This window comes from Pseudoalteromonas sp. MMG012, from assembly GCF_018100875.1.
GTDB classification, from domain to species: Bacteria; Pseudomonadota; Gammaproteobacteria; order Enterobacterales; family Alteromonadaceae; genus Pseudoalteromonas; species Pseudoalteromonas aurantia.
Genome location: NZ_JAGJEF010000042.1, coordinates 1 through 14778, shown reverse-complemented (window position 1 = coordinate 14778; position 14778 = coordinate 1). Strand labels below are relative to the sequence as shown.

The window sequence follows — 14778 nt, the reverse complement described above, 5'->3', positions numbered from 1 at the left end:
CTTAATCCTTACAAAGCGGGAAGCCAAGCGCTTCTCGAGCATCATAATATGCTTGTGCACAGGCTTTAGATAAAGCGCGAACACGTAAAATATAACGTTGGCGCTCAGTCACAGAGATCGCATGACGCGCATCTAATAGATTGAATGCGTGTGATGCCTTCATAACTTGTTCATATGCAGGTAATGGTAAACTTGCTTCAATCAATTTTTGACTCTCTTTCTCACAATGGTCAAATTGTGCAAATAGAGCATCGACATCTGCATGCTCAAAATTATATTTCGACTGCTCGACTTCGTTTTGATGGAATACATCGCCATAGGTTACTTTACCCATAGGGCCATCAGTCCATACCAGGTCATAAATACTATCTACACCTTGTATATACATGGCTAAACGCTCTAAACCATATGTGATTTCGCCTGTCACCGGCGCACACTCAATACCACCTACTTGTTGGAAGTAGGTAAACTGAGTCACTTCCATACCATTGAGCCAAATCTCCCAACCCAAACCCCATGCACCAAGTGTTGGAGATTCCCAGTTATCTTCAACAAAGCGTACTTCATGCGTTAACGTATCAATGCCCACAGCTTCCAATGATCCTAAATAGAGCTCTTGAATGTTCTCCGGCGATGGCTTTAGCACAACTTGGAATTGGTAATAGTGCTGTAGTCGGTTCGGATTTTCACCATAGCGGCCATCAGTTGGACGACGACATGGCTGTACGTACGCACTCGACATTGGCTCTGGGCCAATTGATTTTAAAAACGTCAGCGGGTGAAATGTTCCCGCGCCTACTTCCATATCTAATGGCTGAGCAATGATACAGCCTTGCTGTGCCCAGTAATCCTGTAATGCCAGGATCAACCCTTGAAAGGTTTTAACATCGTATTTTTGCATAGTTGGCTTAATTATATTATTTGGTTCATGACTAAACCCGTATTGCACTGTTTTTACTTACATCAGTGAAGGGTTTCAAATGAGTGAAAATTATGCTCAGTATACCGCGAGCGCAGCATGGTTTTAAGCGTTAGACACAAAAAAAGGAGGGAAAACCCTCCTTTTTTTCATTTTTCTGTCACTTAGAATTATACGTCTAAGTTAACCACTCGCAGTGCATTTGTCTCGATGAACTCTCGGCGAGGTTCTACCTGATCACCCATTAAAGTAGCAAACAACTGATCTGCTGCAATCGCATCTTCAATTGTAACACGTAGCATACGACGGCCACCTGGATCCATGGTTGTTTCCCACAACTGACTTGGATTCATCTCACCGAGTCCTTTATATCGTTGTGTATACAAGCCACGCTTCGATTCATTGATCAGCCAGTCTAAGCCATCGACAAAGTTATCGACTTCAAGAGTTTTCTCGCCACGCTGAACATATCCACCATCACCGATCAAGTTCGCTATATTTTTACCTGTATTGGCAATACGTACATAGTCTTTAGAAGTAATAAAGCTATGATCTAGCGTATACGCTTTATCTACACCATGCTGGCGAATTTTAATAACGGGGTAATATAAACTGCGCTCTTCATCAAATTTCACATCAGCTTCAAATATAGTGGCATCTTCATCACGCTCAACTAAATCCGCTATGAATGATTCTGTCCATTGCGTTACTTTTGTTTGCTCAGCTAAGTCAGCTTCTGTTAGCTCTGATTGATAAATCAGGCGATTAGTCACCGATGACGGGAACTTACGGTTTAATCGCTCAATGATTTTCACGGTATTTTGATAATCATCAACCATGATTGCCAATGGTTCTCCCTCTATCGCAGCTGCACCTTCAGTTGGATACAACGCAGCACCATTAAGCGCTAATGCAGTAAGGTATACCGTTAGGGCTGCGTCATCTTTAATATATTGCTCTTGCTTACCTTTTTTCACTTTATATAAAGGTGGCTGGGCAATATAGACATAGCCACGCTCAATGATTTCAGGCATTTGGCGATAGAAGAACGTCAGAAGCAATGTACGAATGTGAGAACCATCCACATCCGCATCCGTCATAATGATAATACGATGGTAACGTAACTTTTCAGGGTTATATTCATCACGACCAATACCACAGCCCAGCGCAGTAATCAGTGTTGCTACTTCTTGTGAAGACAACATTTTGTCAAATCGTGCTTTTTCAACATTCAGTATTTTACCTTTCAACGGTAAAATTGCCTGATTCTTACGATTACGGCCTTGTTTAGCCGATCCACCTGCTGAGTCACCCTCCACTATATATAGTTCAGAAAGTGCAGGATCCCGTTCTTGGCAATCTGCCAATTTGCCAGGTAAGCCAGCTAAATCCATCACACCTTTACGGCGAGTCATCTCTCTTGCTTTGCGTGCCGCCTCTCTTGCACGAGCAGCATCGATGATTTTACTGACAACAATTTTGGCATCTGCAGGGTTCTCAAGTAAGAACTCCCCCAATTTTTCACCCATGGCTTGCTCAACTGCCGTCTTCACTTCACTTGAAACAAGTTTGTCTTTTGTTTGTGAAGAGAACTTTGGATCAGGTACTTTTACACTAACAACAGCCGTTAGTCCTTCGCGCGCATCATCGCCGGTTGCATTACTATTGGTTTTCGCTTTCTTGTGAAAGCCTTCTTTTTCCATGTACGTATTCAGTGTACGCGTTAATGCCGAACGAAAACCTGCTAAGTGTGTCCCACCGTCTCGCTGTGGAATATTGTTGGTAAAACAATAAATATTTTCTTGGAAACCATCATTCCACTGCATTGATACTTCAACACTTGTGCCATCTTCACGTTCACTCGTGAAATGGAAGACACTTTGATGAACAGGTGTTTTTTTACGATTCAAATAAGCCACAAACGCTTGGATACCACCTTCATATTTAAAGTGGTCTTGTTTATTCTCCTCACGTTCATCATTTAAGATAATGCTAACACCAGAATTCAAAAATGAGAGTTCACGTAATCGCTTAGCTAAAATATCGAAATGGAAGTTTATATCAGTAAAGGTTTCTGAACTTGGCCAAAAGCGTAATTCAGTTCCTGTAGTTTCAGACTCACCTATAACAGCCAATGGCGCATCAGGTACACCCATTGAATACGTTTGTTGATGCACCTTGCCTTCTCGGCGGATTGTTAATTGTAGTTTTTCAGAAAGTGCATTTACAACAGAAACACCGACACCATGTAAGCCACCTGATACTTTATATGAGTTATCATCAAACTTACCACCAGCATGTAGTACAGTCATAATAACTTCTGCGGCAGATACACCTTCTTCTTCATGAATAGAAGTTGGAATACCACGACCATTGTCGCGCACGGATACAGAGCCATCAAGATGAATTGTTACAAAGATATCGTCACAATGACCAGCTAATGCTTCATCAATTGAGTTATCAACAACTTCAAATACCATATGATGCAGACCGGTGCCATCATCTGTATCCCCTATATACATTCCTGGACGCTTTCTTACTGCATCCAATCCTTTCAGTACTTTAATACTGGATGAATCGTAATTTTCAGACATGGTTTCTTCCAATTATTTTGTTATTAAGCTGCCATGTTTCACGTGGAACATTTTTAGTTCACGTTTCATCGGTTCCACAACAGCAGAAATACTTTCAGCGGTGATTGCAGTAATAAACAGTTGAGACTGACACTGCGACAATAATGTCGACACGTACTGCATAGTTTCTTCACCTAATTCTGAAGGTAAGTCGTCGATAAGCAATATCGACTGCTTATCGGTTTCAGATTCAATTAAGCTATTCTGTACAACTTTAAGCGCATATAGAAGTAGTTTTAATTGACCCCGAGATAAAATACTTTCTACACTATGGCCTTGAATATAAAAACTGAAATCAGCTTTGTGTGGCCCTTTGGTTGTATAGCCTAGCTTTGTATCGCGGTGAAACTGTTGTTTCAATGTGACAGCTAAGCTTTCTTTCCACCCTTCATCATAGCGCAATTCAAGCCCTGAGAATACGGGTATTTGACTAACTATTTTATCAAAAAAAAGCGTTTTAAACCTACTTATATACGCTTCTCGGTGGTTATTTATTTTCTCTGCCAATCGTACAAACTCTTTGTCCCAATATTGGATTTGTTCAGCGTAGTTATTGGGTCTTAACTTCAAGAGTGCATTGCGTTGTTTAAGTACTTTGTTGAAATCTTTCCACTCTTGAAAAAAACCATGTTCCACGTGGAACACCCCTAAATCCATAAATTTACGACGTTCTTTAGGGCCACCAAAAAACAAATCATAACTTTCTGGTGTAATCACTTGAACAGGTATTAGCTGGGCAAGCTCAGACACTTTTCGACTTGACTGCCCTTGGATCCGTAAAGAGGTTTCTCCCGAAGAATCTTTACCAATACCAACTGGTATAGACAAGCTAAGATGTTGTTTTTTGGCGTGAACTGAACAGCGAGTCTGTTCGTGTCGGATCAATAATTTATGCCTATTAGTACGAAAAGACTTTCCATGGGAGAGAAAGTAAATGGCTTCTAATAAACTCGTTTTACCACTGCCATTCGCACCAATAATCACATTAATATCTGGACTGGGCTCTAAAGAAATCGCCTCGATGTTTCGAAAGTCACCGAGGCTCAAGTGGGTAAGGCTCATTTTATAAACGCATTGGCATCACAACATACATTGCTTCATCATCTCCAGCGCCCTCAATTAACGCACTGCTATTAGAATCAGCTAAAGTAAATTGTACGTCTTCCGTTTTTATTGTATTTAACACATCTAATACATAAGAAACATTAAAACCTATTTCCAAATCATCACCTTGATAACCCACTTCGACAACTTCTTCTGCTTGTTCTTGTTCTGGGTTATTGGCACTAATTTTTAAAAGGCCACTTGATAAATTGAGGCGAACGCCACGAAACTTTTCATTTGATAAAATAGACACACGTTGAAAAGCACTGCGCAGCCATTCTCTATTGGCAGTAACAAGTTTATCTCCGCCTCGAGGTAGCACACGTCGATAATCAGGGAAGCGCCCATCAACCAACTTACTGGTAAAGGTAAATTCACTGTCGACAATACGCACATGGTTTGCACCAAACTGAATACTTAATAACTCATCGTCAGCTGGCAACAATCGCATAATTTCTTGAACACCTTTACGCGGTATAATTAACTGCCTTTGCATTTCAACAGATTCGGATAGTTTCTTGTGTGCAATTGCTAAACGATGCCCATCTGTCGCGACCGTTTTAATTTCACTGTTATCAACTTCAAATGACATGCCATTTAAATAATAACGAACATCTTGGTTTGCCATAGAGAAATGAGTACTTTCCAGCAACTTACGTAATTCTAATCGCGTTAGCTGAAATTCAACTTCGCCATCCCATTGCTCAAGATTAGGAAAATCTTCAGCGGCCAACGTTGTTAATGAAAAGCGGCTTTTCCCACTGGTGAGTAATAATTGGTGCTCTTGACTTGCCAACTTAATATCAGAGCCATCAGGCAAACTCTTACAAATATCCAGCAACTTTTTTGCGGGTAAAGTGATTTTTGCATCGCTAATTGGCTCATCCAATTGCACTGCTGCGACCAGCTCAATTTCTAAATCGGTCCCTGTCATAGCCAACGTACCATCTTTAATCTCAAGTAGTACATTCGATAAAATAGGTAGCGTATGCTTACGCTCAATTGCACCGGAAACTTGGGTTAGCGGTTTTAAAAACTGCTCTCTAGAAATGGTTATTTGCATAATAAAAACGAGCCCTTAAGACGACAATGTTCTAATCAAATTCTGATAATCTTCTTTTACTTCATGTGATTCATCACGAAGTGCTTTTACTTTACGACAGGCATGTAATACCGTTGTATGATCTCGTCCACCAAAAGCATCGCCTATTTCTGGTAAACTATGATTGGTCAACTCTTTAGATAACGCCATCGCAACTTGGCGTGGACGCGCTACAGAGCGGCTACGGCGCTTTGATAATAAATCAGATACACGTATACGATAATATTCAGCAACAGTACGTTGTATATTATCAATGGTCACTAACTTATCTTGTAGTGCTAATAAGTCACGCAATGCTTCTTTTACGAAGTCAATAGAGATAGGCCTGCCTGTAAAATTTGCATTGGCTATCACACGATTTAACGCACCTTCTAGTTCACGTACATTAGAGCGTAGTTTTTTAGCAATAAAGAATGCAACTTCATGTGGTAAGTTAATATTACTCTGCTGCGCCTTTTTCATTAAAATCGCAACTCGTGTTTCCAGCTCGGGGGGCTCTATTGCTATCGTCAAACCCCAACCAAAACGAGATTTAAGCCTGTCTTCTACTCCCACAATTTCTTTAGGATAACGGTCTGACGTCAAAATGATTTGTTGATTACCTTCAAGCAACGCATTAAAGGTATGAAAAAATTCTTCTTGAGAGCGCTCTTTATTGGCGAAAAACTGAATATCATCAATCATCAAGGCATCAACACTTCGGTAATATCGCTTAAACTCTTCGATTGCATTATTTTGTAGTGCTTTAACCATATCTTGTACAAAGCGCTCTGAATGCATATACACAATTTTTGCGTCTGGCTTTTTAGCCAAAATACCATTGCCGACAGCATGCAATAAGTGTGTTTTACCTAGGCCTGTCCCGCCATAAATAAAAACAGGATTAAATGCCGAGCCAGGATTATCAGAAACCTGAGTTGCGGCAGCTTTTGCCAATTGGTTAGATTTACCCTCAACAAAATTATCAAACGTATAATTTTCTTTAATATTAGGCCGATATGCTGATTTTGGTGCTGGTTCAATCTTTTCAACGGCTGGCGCAGCAACGCTCTGCGTACTTGTTGCAGGCTGTGCACTTACCATCGGTACTTGTTGGGTATCAGCACTAGGTTGTTGACCTAAAATAGGTTTACTACCTACGTCAAAGTGTAACTTTGGCGCTTCATCACCGCAGATCTCAATAAGTAATTCATTAATACGATTTAAGTACTTCTCTCTCACCCAATCAAGCACAAAACGGTTAGGTGCATAAATCGTTAAGGTATCATCGGTACTTTCTGCTTGTAGTGGTCTAACCCACATACTAAATTGCTGAGACGGCAATTCATCTTGCAACACATATAAACAACTTTGCCAAACCGACAGATACACGCTGAACTCCAATACATAGTTAATATTCCCGGGCACCTAAAACAGGTCAAAATTCACCCAGAAATTTTCTTTTATTATCATTAAATTAATAATGGAAGCCGAGTATTATGAATGGATCTTATCCACAACTTCAATGTTGACTTTTCAAAAAATGAGGATCCTGTTGATAAAAAACAATAAACAACTGTTTTAAATGAAATTTTATTTTAGATCCAAGAGTTAGATCATAGCAAAAAATAGACAAGATCTCACTGCTATTTTACGATCATTTTTAGTTTTCCAAAGGTTTTTTCCATATTTCCCCCAAAGCCTGTGGAAAACTCTAATTAGATCAGATCGATCCAGATCTACTGGTACGATCGAAAGATCACCTTTATAATGCGGCAGCTTTATATAATAGCGACTACTAATAACCAACTACGTAGAGACCTACATAGTATTAGTTAAAAAACCACCAGCGCCAGAGATAGTTATTGACTTTCGAGGCAATGGGCATTAATATCTCGCGCTCGCAATGGCACCTGTGCCAGGATCGCGACCTGCATAGGATGTTTTAACTTAACCGATCGGACGGAATTGTTATGAAAAGAACTTTTCAACCTAGCGTTTTAAAACGCAAACGTGCTCACGGTTTCCGTGCTCGCATGGCAACTGTAAATGGCCGTAAAGTACTAGCACGTCGTCGTGCTAAAGGCCGTAAAGTACTTTCTGCTTAATATAAGTGGAAAGCTTTAGCTTTGGCAGGGAGTTACGTCTGTTAACTCCCTCGCATTACTCTCGAATATTTCAAGAACCTGCTCGCGCAGCGACACCTTATTTTACTCTTCTAGCAAAACCTAATGATATTGGACGTCCTCGTTTAGGCCTTACTGTTGCTAAAAAGCGCTGTAAACTGGCTTGCCAACGCAACCGCATCAAACGACTTGCTCGCGAAAGTTTTCGTTTAAATCAGCATAAACTTGATAACATTGATATTGTATTGATGGTTAAAAGCGGTGTTGATGAACAAAGTAATGCCGAGTTAACGCAACAACTTAATAAAATGTGGCGAAAACTCAATGAACGTTGTAAACCGGGAGCACCAAAGCCTAAACCGTTTAAAAAGCGCCCAGCAAAGAATGTAAAAAAAGCAAACTCGCCGCAAAAGCGCGATAATACACCCCGTTCGTAGCTTTAGCCCTTGATTTAGGGTATCTTTAGCTCACCTTTTGAACATTAATAGTATGGCAATGATAATTAAAGTGCTAAAGCCTTGGTTCACCATATTACTTGATGCCCCGAAGCGTATCTTTATTCTATTGATTAAAGGTTACCAACACTTTATTAGTCCTATGTTAGGTCCACATTGTCGTTTTAATCCAACTTGCTCTAGCTATGCCATACAAGCAATTAATTGTCATGGTTTGTTAAAAGGGAGTTGGTTCGCGGTCAAACGCATATTAAAATGTCACCCTTTAAGTGCAGGCGGGGATGACCCCGTACCTGAGAAATCAACCCAAGTTAAACATCAACACGAGAAATAAGAGCTGTTATGGAATCACAACGCACGTTTTTATTTATCGGTTTATTGCTTGTGTCGTATTTATTATTCCAAGAGTGGAATAATGACTACAACCAACCAAAAATCGATACCAGTGCCACAACACAAGTAACTACCCCAAATGTATCATCGGCTGCATCACAAAATGATGTACCTGTATCAAGCCAAGGCGACGTGCCTGTAGCCGCGACTAGAGCAATTCGTTCAGTGATCACAGTAACAACTGACGTTTTAGCGGTACAAATTGATACCAAAGGGGGCGACATTGTTGAAGCTAAACTTCTAAAGCATGCTGAAACGCATGGTAGTGAAGACCCTTACTTACTACTAGGTGAGTTTGAAGGTAAGCAATATATCTCGCAAAGTGGCTTAATTGGCTTAAATGGGCCTGATGCATCACAAGATGGTCGTCCTGTATATACAAGTTCTAATACGCAATACCAATTGAATGGTGATGAGTTGCGTGTGCCTTTAACTTTTGTTGATGCCAAAGGTGTTGAGTTTACCAAAACGTATGTATTTAAAGCTGGTAAATACGATGTAAACCTTGAATATAGCGTTAACAACGCAACAGCAGATCCTATACAAGTGCAATTGTATACTCAGGTTAAACGTACAATTCAGGCCAAAGGCAGCATGGTTGATCAAACCTACCTTGGTACGGCATACGGTACAGCTGAAGAGCCCTATGAAAAATACAGCTTTGATGACATGATTGAAGCGAATCTTAACAAGAATACGTTAGGTGGCTATGTCGCATTTATTCAGCACTACTTTGTAAGTGCATGGGTACCAATGCAAGAGTCAAATAACACCATTTATACCGCAGTGCGTAATGGCCAAGGTATTATGGGGTTAAAAGGCGAGCCGGTGAATGTACAAGCGAATAGTACAGTTAACCTTTCCGCCACTTACTACATGGGGCCTAAAGATGGGGATGCACTAGAAACTATCCACACAGACTTAGACTTAACGGTAGACTATGGTTGGCTATGGTTTATTTCTCAGCCTCTATTCGTATTGCTTAAAATCCTATATGGCTTCATTGGCAACTGGGGTTTAGCCATTATTGCTATCACTATTTTAGTAAAATCGGCACTTTACCCACTGACTAAAGCACAATATACGTCAATGGCTAAAATGCGTATGCTACAACCAAAAATGCAAGCATTAAAAGAACGCTACGGTGATGACCGCCAAAAGTTTGGTCAAGCAACGATGGAACTATATCGCAAAGAGAAAGTTAACCCGATGGGTGGCTGTTTACCTCTATTACTACAAATGCCAATTTTCTTAGCCTTGTTCTATGTATTCTTAGAATCGACAGAGTTACGTCACGCAGAATTCATTTTGTGGCTAACCGATTTATCTGCGGCAGATCCATACTATGTGTTACCAATTTTATTTGGTGCGAGTATGTTTTTAACGCAAAAGCTGCAACCAATGACCGTAACTGACCCAATGCAGCAAAAGATGATGACGTACATGCCTGTGGTATTTACGATATTCTTCTTAATCTTCCCTTTCCCATCAGGCCTCGTTTTATACTGGTTGGTATCGAACCTGATCACCATTGCACAGATGCTTATCATCTACCGCGGGATGGAAAAGAAAGGATTAAAGGTAAGATAAAGCCATTGTAAAACAGCTTTTTTTATCGATCAAACGCCTGCTAACTTGCAGGCGTTTTCAATTATTTCCCCCTGCTAGCATAGATGCTTTACCCCTCTTATTTATACAACCCCCCATTTATACTTTAATATAAGTAACCAGAGGTCTGTATAAGAACTAAAGCGAGTTACCTTTATGCTCAGGTTAAGTAATAACCCTTCAAATTATTACCCCATAAAATAAGATTATTAGTTTAGCGCAGACAGAGGTTTCTCGTGTAATGCAATGAATACGAAACTACTGAACAGTATGCGATAGCGCTTATCTTCATTTCCCATATTCAACGGCTAATTCCCCTCGCCTTTCATTCACTTTTTTATGAGTTTATATTTATATATATCAATTATTTAATTTTTTTTATCTCTATTTTATGTCTATTTGATAGGCTTTACTGAGACCTTATAAAATACTCATCGACAATTTCAAGATTTCATAGAGTTTGTCATGGTTGTTGAATTAGAAACATTGTTATTAAGCCAACTTAATGTACTGCAATTAAGCTGGTGGTTACTTCTGGGCGCTTTTTTTAGTGGCGTATTAGCCAGTTTATCCCCTTGCATTTACCCTCTACTCCACATCACAATTGCTTCATTAGCAACTAGAAATTCCGAACAGCAGTACAAAAAACGCAGAGCCGCGTACTACTGCTTAGGTTTTGCATTAGTCTATGCCGCGTTAGGTTGGTTAGCTGCTCTGTCCGGTAAAATGTTTGGATCTGTCGCCAGTGATCCATGGGTTCAAATTGGTTTTGCTAATTTACTTCTTTATTTTGCTGCCATTCTCAAAGGTTGGTTAGCACTTCCAAACTTACTTTCAAACGTCTCCTTATCGAGTCAAAAGCCGTTTTTCATGGGTGCGGCCAGTGGATTAGTCGCAGCCCCTTGTACCTCTCCTATACTGGCAGGCTTATTACTTTTTGTCGCAGAGCAACAACAGAGTGGCTTTGGTGCGGCACTGCTTTTTTGCTTTGCATTAGGGATGAGCGCTTTGCTATTTATACTGGGCGTATTTAGTCATTTACTCAATGTTCTTCCCAAGTCCGGACGTTGGTTAACGCTCCCACCCACTATTTTTGCACTACTGATGCTATTCATGGCGCAGTACTACTTAATACGCGCCGGACAAGCACTATTCTTTTAATACAATAACGGAAACATCATGAAACGATATTACGCAGTCATATACTCACTACTTTTAATAGGTCTAACACACAATGCCTGTTATGCATCACAACTCATCAAACCACTCGTTTTAAACACAATACAGGGGAAGACAATTCACACTCAAAAAAAAATTACTTACCTAAAGTTTTGGGCCACTTGGTGTCGCTACTGTATAGAAGAGATGCCCCACTTACAAAAAACAGCCAATACAAAGCGGGAACAGACACATGTTGTCTCGATTAACGTGGGTTTAAATCAATCACCTCAATTGGTCAGTCGCTTTCTATCTCAATATAACTATACCTTTCCCACCGTATTTGATGATGGCTCACTCGTGGAGCGATTTAAAATTACAGGCACACCGATTCATATCATTATTGATAAACAAGGGAACATCATCCATCGCAGCGCACTATTAACAGATGAGCTCAAAGCCAAGCTCCTCGACTTAACGACACAAGGAAAATATCATGAATAAACCCCTACTATGGTTCCTTTTTAACATATTGATGATCTGTAATATAAAAATCACTGAAGCTCAAACGGCAATGGCCCATGAAGAAATCGTCTTTATTGATATATGGAGTGAATATGCCGCATTAAGCAACCTTCCAAAATCACACCTTCCACGTCGTTATTTTCAAATAGACATGAACGTAAATACCGCTGATCTGGCACGTTTCATACAAGCATACCCACAATTTAAGACGCTCAAAATAGACAAAAACAACCGTTTAGCAAAACACTTTTCGGTACAAAAAACACCAACAGTGATTAGCTTAAAACAGGGGGAAGTCGTTAATACATATACACCAAATACACTCGTTAGTTTACCAAACAAAGAGCACCTAGTTATCACTGCAGAGCAATTGCGATTCACTAGCTTGCAAAATAGCCATTTTGATTTTAATCAGTCCGACAAGCACCCTACTCGATTATTATTTTTTAGTGATGCGCTTTGCCCCAAACACCACTTACCCGACTGTGTAGAAAAGATTAAAGCGCATAACCAACTTAATTTAAACAGCAAAATAGAAAAGCTCACTATCATTAAGCCTTTTTACGTCTCTATTGCAGATGCACATACTTATAAGCAACAATTTTACATCACTCATCCAGTGATATTTGATAAACATAATGTGCTTTTTAGGCTATTCTCAATCTCTGAACTGCCCTATTGGATATTACTTAATAACCAAGGAAGCGTGATGTATCGAGGTAATACTCCACCAAGTGAAACTTTGCTGCATACACCCCACTACTCAAACACCCATTCAGATTGACAATACACACTGTAAGGTGGTGGCAATAATTGAGGGAGCGAATTCAATTTAACTCCCTCATTTCTTGCTTCTATAAAATGGTGTAATAGATTTTGATCCGTACTTTGCCACTGCAAATGAAAGTGCACTTTAGTTTCAGTCATAGATTTGATAGCACGATCAAAATGGCCTAATTGCCACTGCGCCGCACTTTTATAAATAGCCGTTAATTTATGTTTTGGTTTTTTAATAGCAAATGACAGTGAGTGCTCAAACTGTTCTTGCTGAAGCAAAATATACATTTTAGTGTAGTGTGCATACGCTAGGCTATCGACAAACTTATACACTTTGTACGTCGTAATTGCCTGATCCGTTAATGACATAGCAGCGGTATAGTCTTGTTGATGAACTAATAACCAAGCTAGCAACAATTGCGCATTCGCCTGAGTAATATGGCCACTTTTATTATCCGAAATTAACTTTTCAAACCCTCGTTTTGCATTAATAAAAGATGTTTTGTCAAATATATCTGCTCGTAGCACATTATCCATGTACGCCATCGATATTAAAAACTCAGCTTGTATTGCAATATTAGCTGAGAGAGCATTCATACTTTCTAACTTCCAAAGGGTCGTCAATGCAGCATTCCCCTCATGTAACTGAATATGAAAAAATCCCAAATAGAGTAGTATTTGTTGCTGTAAATACACATTGCCTTGGGTTTTAGCCATATTCAAACTATTGTATAACGCTTCTTTTCTCAGCTCTAACGGTGCTTGATAATTTTGCCCTAATGCAAAGTAGCTTTTCATTAACGGGGCGAGTTGCTTTTGTTGTTGATAATAATGAATCGCGCGATTTATCACCTTTAAATTATCTTCAATGTCTAATTCGGTGTTTTGTTCCAGACCTGCTTGAGGGGGATTTGCAATATAAAATGCACGTTGAGATTCCAATAAACTCACCGACAGTCCCCCATTTATTAATTTCATATTTTGTACCGCTCGATGGTGGCGAGGCCAATCAAACTTCAGCCAAGCCAAATCAGCTTCTAATTGGTACACTTGACCAAGTAAGCTGCGGTGCTTTAATTCGTTGGCAAACTGCATACTTTTTGCTAATCATACCTCTATAGAATCGAAGCGGCCTTCATGTAATAAAAATTGGCCATAATAAAGGTGATATCGAACCGTTAAAAACTCATCACTTTCATCCAAGTCAATACCATCAAAATAATGCTGTGCTAAAGAATATTGCCCCGTTTTCCATAGTAAATTGGCAAGTTCTAACCGTGCAGCTTGATTATTATCATCATGTAATAAAGCGGCTTGAAAAAAGGGGCTTGCCGCGGAGATACCATAATAAGTTAGCGCATGTAACCCACTTAAATAGCTGATCCTTGAATCATGATTTGCTGAAACAACTTCTGTTGATACCGGCTGTACGACACCATTTAATTGTTGCACCAACTCAGTGACCATACTATCTAGCGGTGCAGTCAGATTCTCACTGAATAGCTGACCGTATACCGGTACTTGATTATTACGTGTTATTTGATAATTCAATACATATCGCTGCTGTTGCTGAGTTAAAGACGCTGAGAATACGGTTGTTTTGTCTGGCTTGTATGTATCATTTTGTTGATCAATGAATGTGGCTTCATTCCCAATACTAAAGGTATGCCCTGCACCCTTTTTTAATTGTTGCTGCAGCGTAAAGCCCCACCAATCAAATTCAACCTTCCCTGTTAAATTCTCGATATCCATCACAATAAGTGTTGGTAATGATACCGTTACATGTGCACCTTGTTGCTGCTTTTTATCAAAGAAACTTGGTAGAGAAAGCGGTAATACAACCCCGATCATCGTAATAAACAGCATCATGATAGGGACAAAATTCGATCGAAAAAAGTTAGCCCTATTTAAGTATCGAGCTATTTTGTACTTTCTATGTACCGGACTGATCCAAATATACCCTTTCTGCGGGTAAGTTTTAATAAAGCGCGGGTTCTGG

The 14778-nt window shown here is 39.8% G+C and carries 14 protein-coding genes; 7 read left to right on the top strand and 7 right to left on the bottom strand.

The genetic code is table 11. From position 1 onward, the window contains the following. Position 1: 1 nt before the first annotated feature. The 5 genes from glyQ to dnaA form a co-directional block, all read right to left on the bottom strand. On the bottom strand, positions 2-901 hold the full coding sequence (gene glyQ, locus J8L97_RS14140; protein WP_010366281.1) for a glycine--tRNA ligase subunit alpha: 900 nt from the start codon (positions 899-901) through the stop codon (positions 2-4). A gap of 188 nt (positions 902-1089) precedes the next feature. Then, positions 1090-3513, bottom strand: coding sequence for a DNA topoisomerase (ATP-hydrolyzing) subunit B (gyrB, locus tag J8L97_RS14135; protein WP_211050532.1), 2424 nt, complete (start codon positions 3511-3513; stop codon positions 1090-1092). Between the two features lie 12 nt (positions 3514-3525). After that, positions 3526-4614, bottom strand: a complete 1089-nt coding sequence (gene recF / locus J8L97_RS14130) for a DNA replication/repair protein RecF (RefSeq protein WP_210997969.1) — start codon at positions 4612-4614, stop codon at positions 3526-3528. Position 4615: 1 nt separating this feature from the next. Continuing rightward, positions 4616-5719, bottom strand: a complete 1104-nt coding sequence (dnaN, locus tag J8L97_RS14125) for a DNA polymerase III subunit beta (protein ID WP_192509181.1) — start codon at positions 5717-5719, stop codon at positions 4616-4618. 15 nt (positions 5720-5734) lie between these two features. Beyond that, positions 5735-7129: a chromosomal replication initiator protein DnaA gene (dnaA, locus tag J8L97_RS14120; protein ID WP_192509180.1), complete on the bottom strand. Its 1395-nt coding sequence runs from the start codon at positions 7127-7129 to the stop codon at positions 5735-5737. Positions 7130-7710: 581 nt separating this feature from the next. Between dnaA and rpmH the strand changes: the two genes are divergently transcribed. The 7 genes from rpmH (at position 7711) to J8L97_RS14085 (ending at position 12786) form a co-directional block, all read left to right on the top strand. Further along, positions 7711-7845: a 50S ribosomal protein L34 gene (gene rpmH / locus J8L97_RS14115; protein WP_004335215.1), complete on the top strand. Its 135-nt coding sequence runs from the start codon at positions 7711-7713 to the stop codon at positions 7843-7845. A 5-nt stretch (positions 7846-7850) separates the two neighbouring features. After that, positions 7851-8300: a ribonuclease P protein component gene (gene rnpA, locus J8L97_RS14110; RefSeq protein WP_192509179.1), complete on the top strand. Its 450-nt coding sequence runs from the start codon at positions 7851-7853 to the stop codon at positions 8298-8300. Positions 8301-8364: 64 nt separating this feature from the next. Then, a complete protein-coding gene (gene yidD / locus J8L97_RS14105) occupies positions 8365-8652 on the top strand; it encodes a membrane protein insertion efficiency factor YidD (RefSeq protein WP_404821708.1) in 288 nt (95 codons plus the stop codon). 8 nt (positions 8653-8660) lie between these two features. Further along, positions 8661-10301 carry a membrane protein insertase YidC gene (gene yidC, locus J8L97_RS14100; protein ID WP_210997966.1) on the top strand — a complete coding sequence of 547 codons (1641 nt, stop codon included), beginning with the start codon at positions 8661-8663 and terminating at the stop codon, positions 10299-10301. A gap of 483 nt (positions 10302-10784) precedes the next feature. Beyond that, positions 10785-11480, top strand: a complete 696-nt coding sequence (locus J8L97_RS14095; protein WP_211050531.1) for a cytochrome c biogenesis protein CcdA — start codon at positions 10785-10787, stop codon at positions 11478-11480. An 18-nt stretch (positions 11481-11498) separates the two neighbouring features. Beyond that, the gene (locus J8L97_RS14090) at positions 11499-11981 is read left to right on the top strand and encodes a TlpA disulfide reductase family protein (RefSeq protein WP_211050529.1); all 483 of its coding nucleotides are present in this window, start codon (positions 11499-11501) and stop codon (positions 11979-11981) included. Next, complete coding sequence (locus tag J8L97_RS14085; protein ID WP_211050527.1) at positions 11974-12786, top strand: thioredoxin family protein; 813 nt, start codon at positions 11974-11976, stop codon at positions 12784-12786. Before J8L97_RS14090 ends, J8L97_RS14085 begins: the two co-directional genes overlap by 8 nt. Here J8L97_RS14085 and J8L97_RS14080 read toward each other — a convergent pair. Both J8L97_RS14080 and J8L97_RS14075 read right to left on the bottom strand, forming a co-directional pair. Further along, on the bottom strand, positions 12762-13874 hold the full coding sequence (locus tag J8L97_RS14080; RefSeq protein ID WP_211050525.1) for a hypothetical protein: 1113 nt from the start codon (positions 13872-13874) through the stop codon (positions 12762-12764). The two genes, J8L97_RS14085 and J8L97_RS14080, sit on opposite strands and share 25 nt — an antisense overlap. 12 nt (positions 13875-13886) lie before the next feature. After that, a partial coding sequence (locus J8L97_RS14075; RefSeq protein WP_211050522.1) for a type IV pilus biogenesis/stability protein PilW occupies positions 13887-14778 on the bottom strand: 892 nt, incomplete at its 5' end.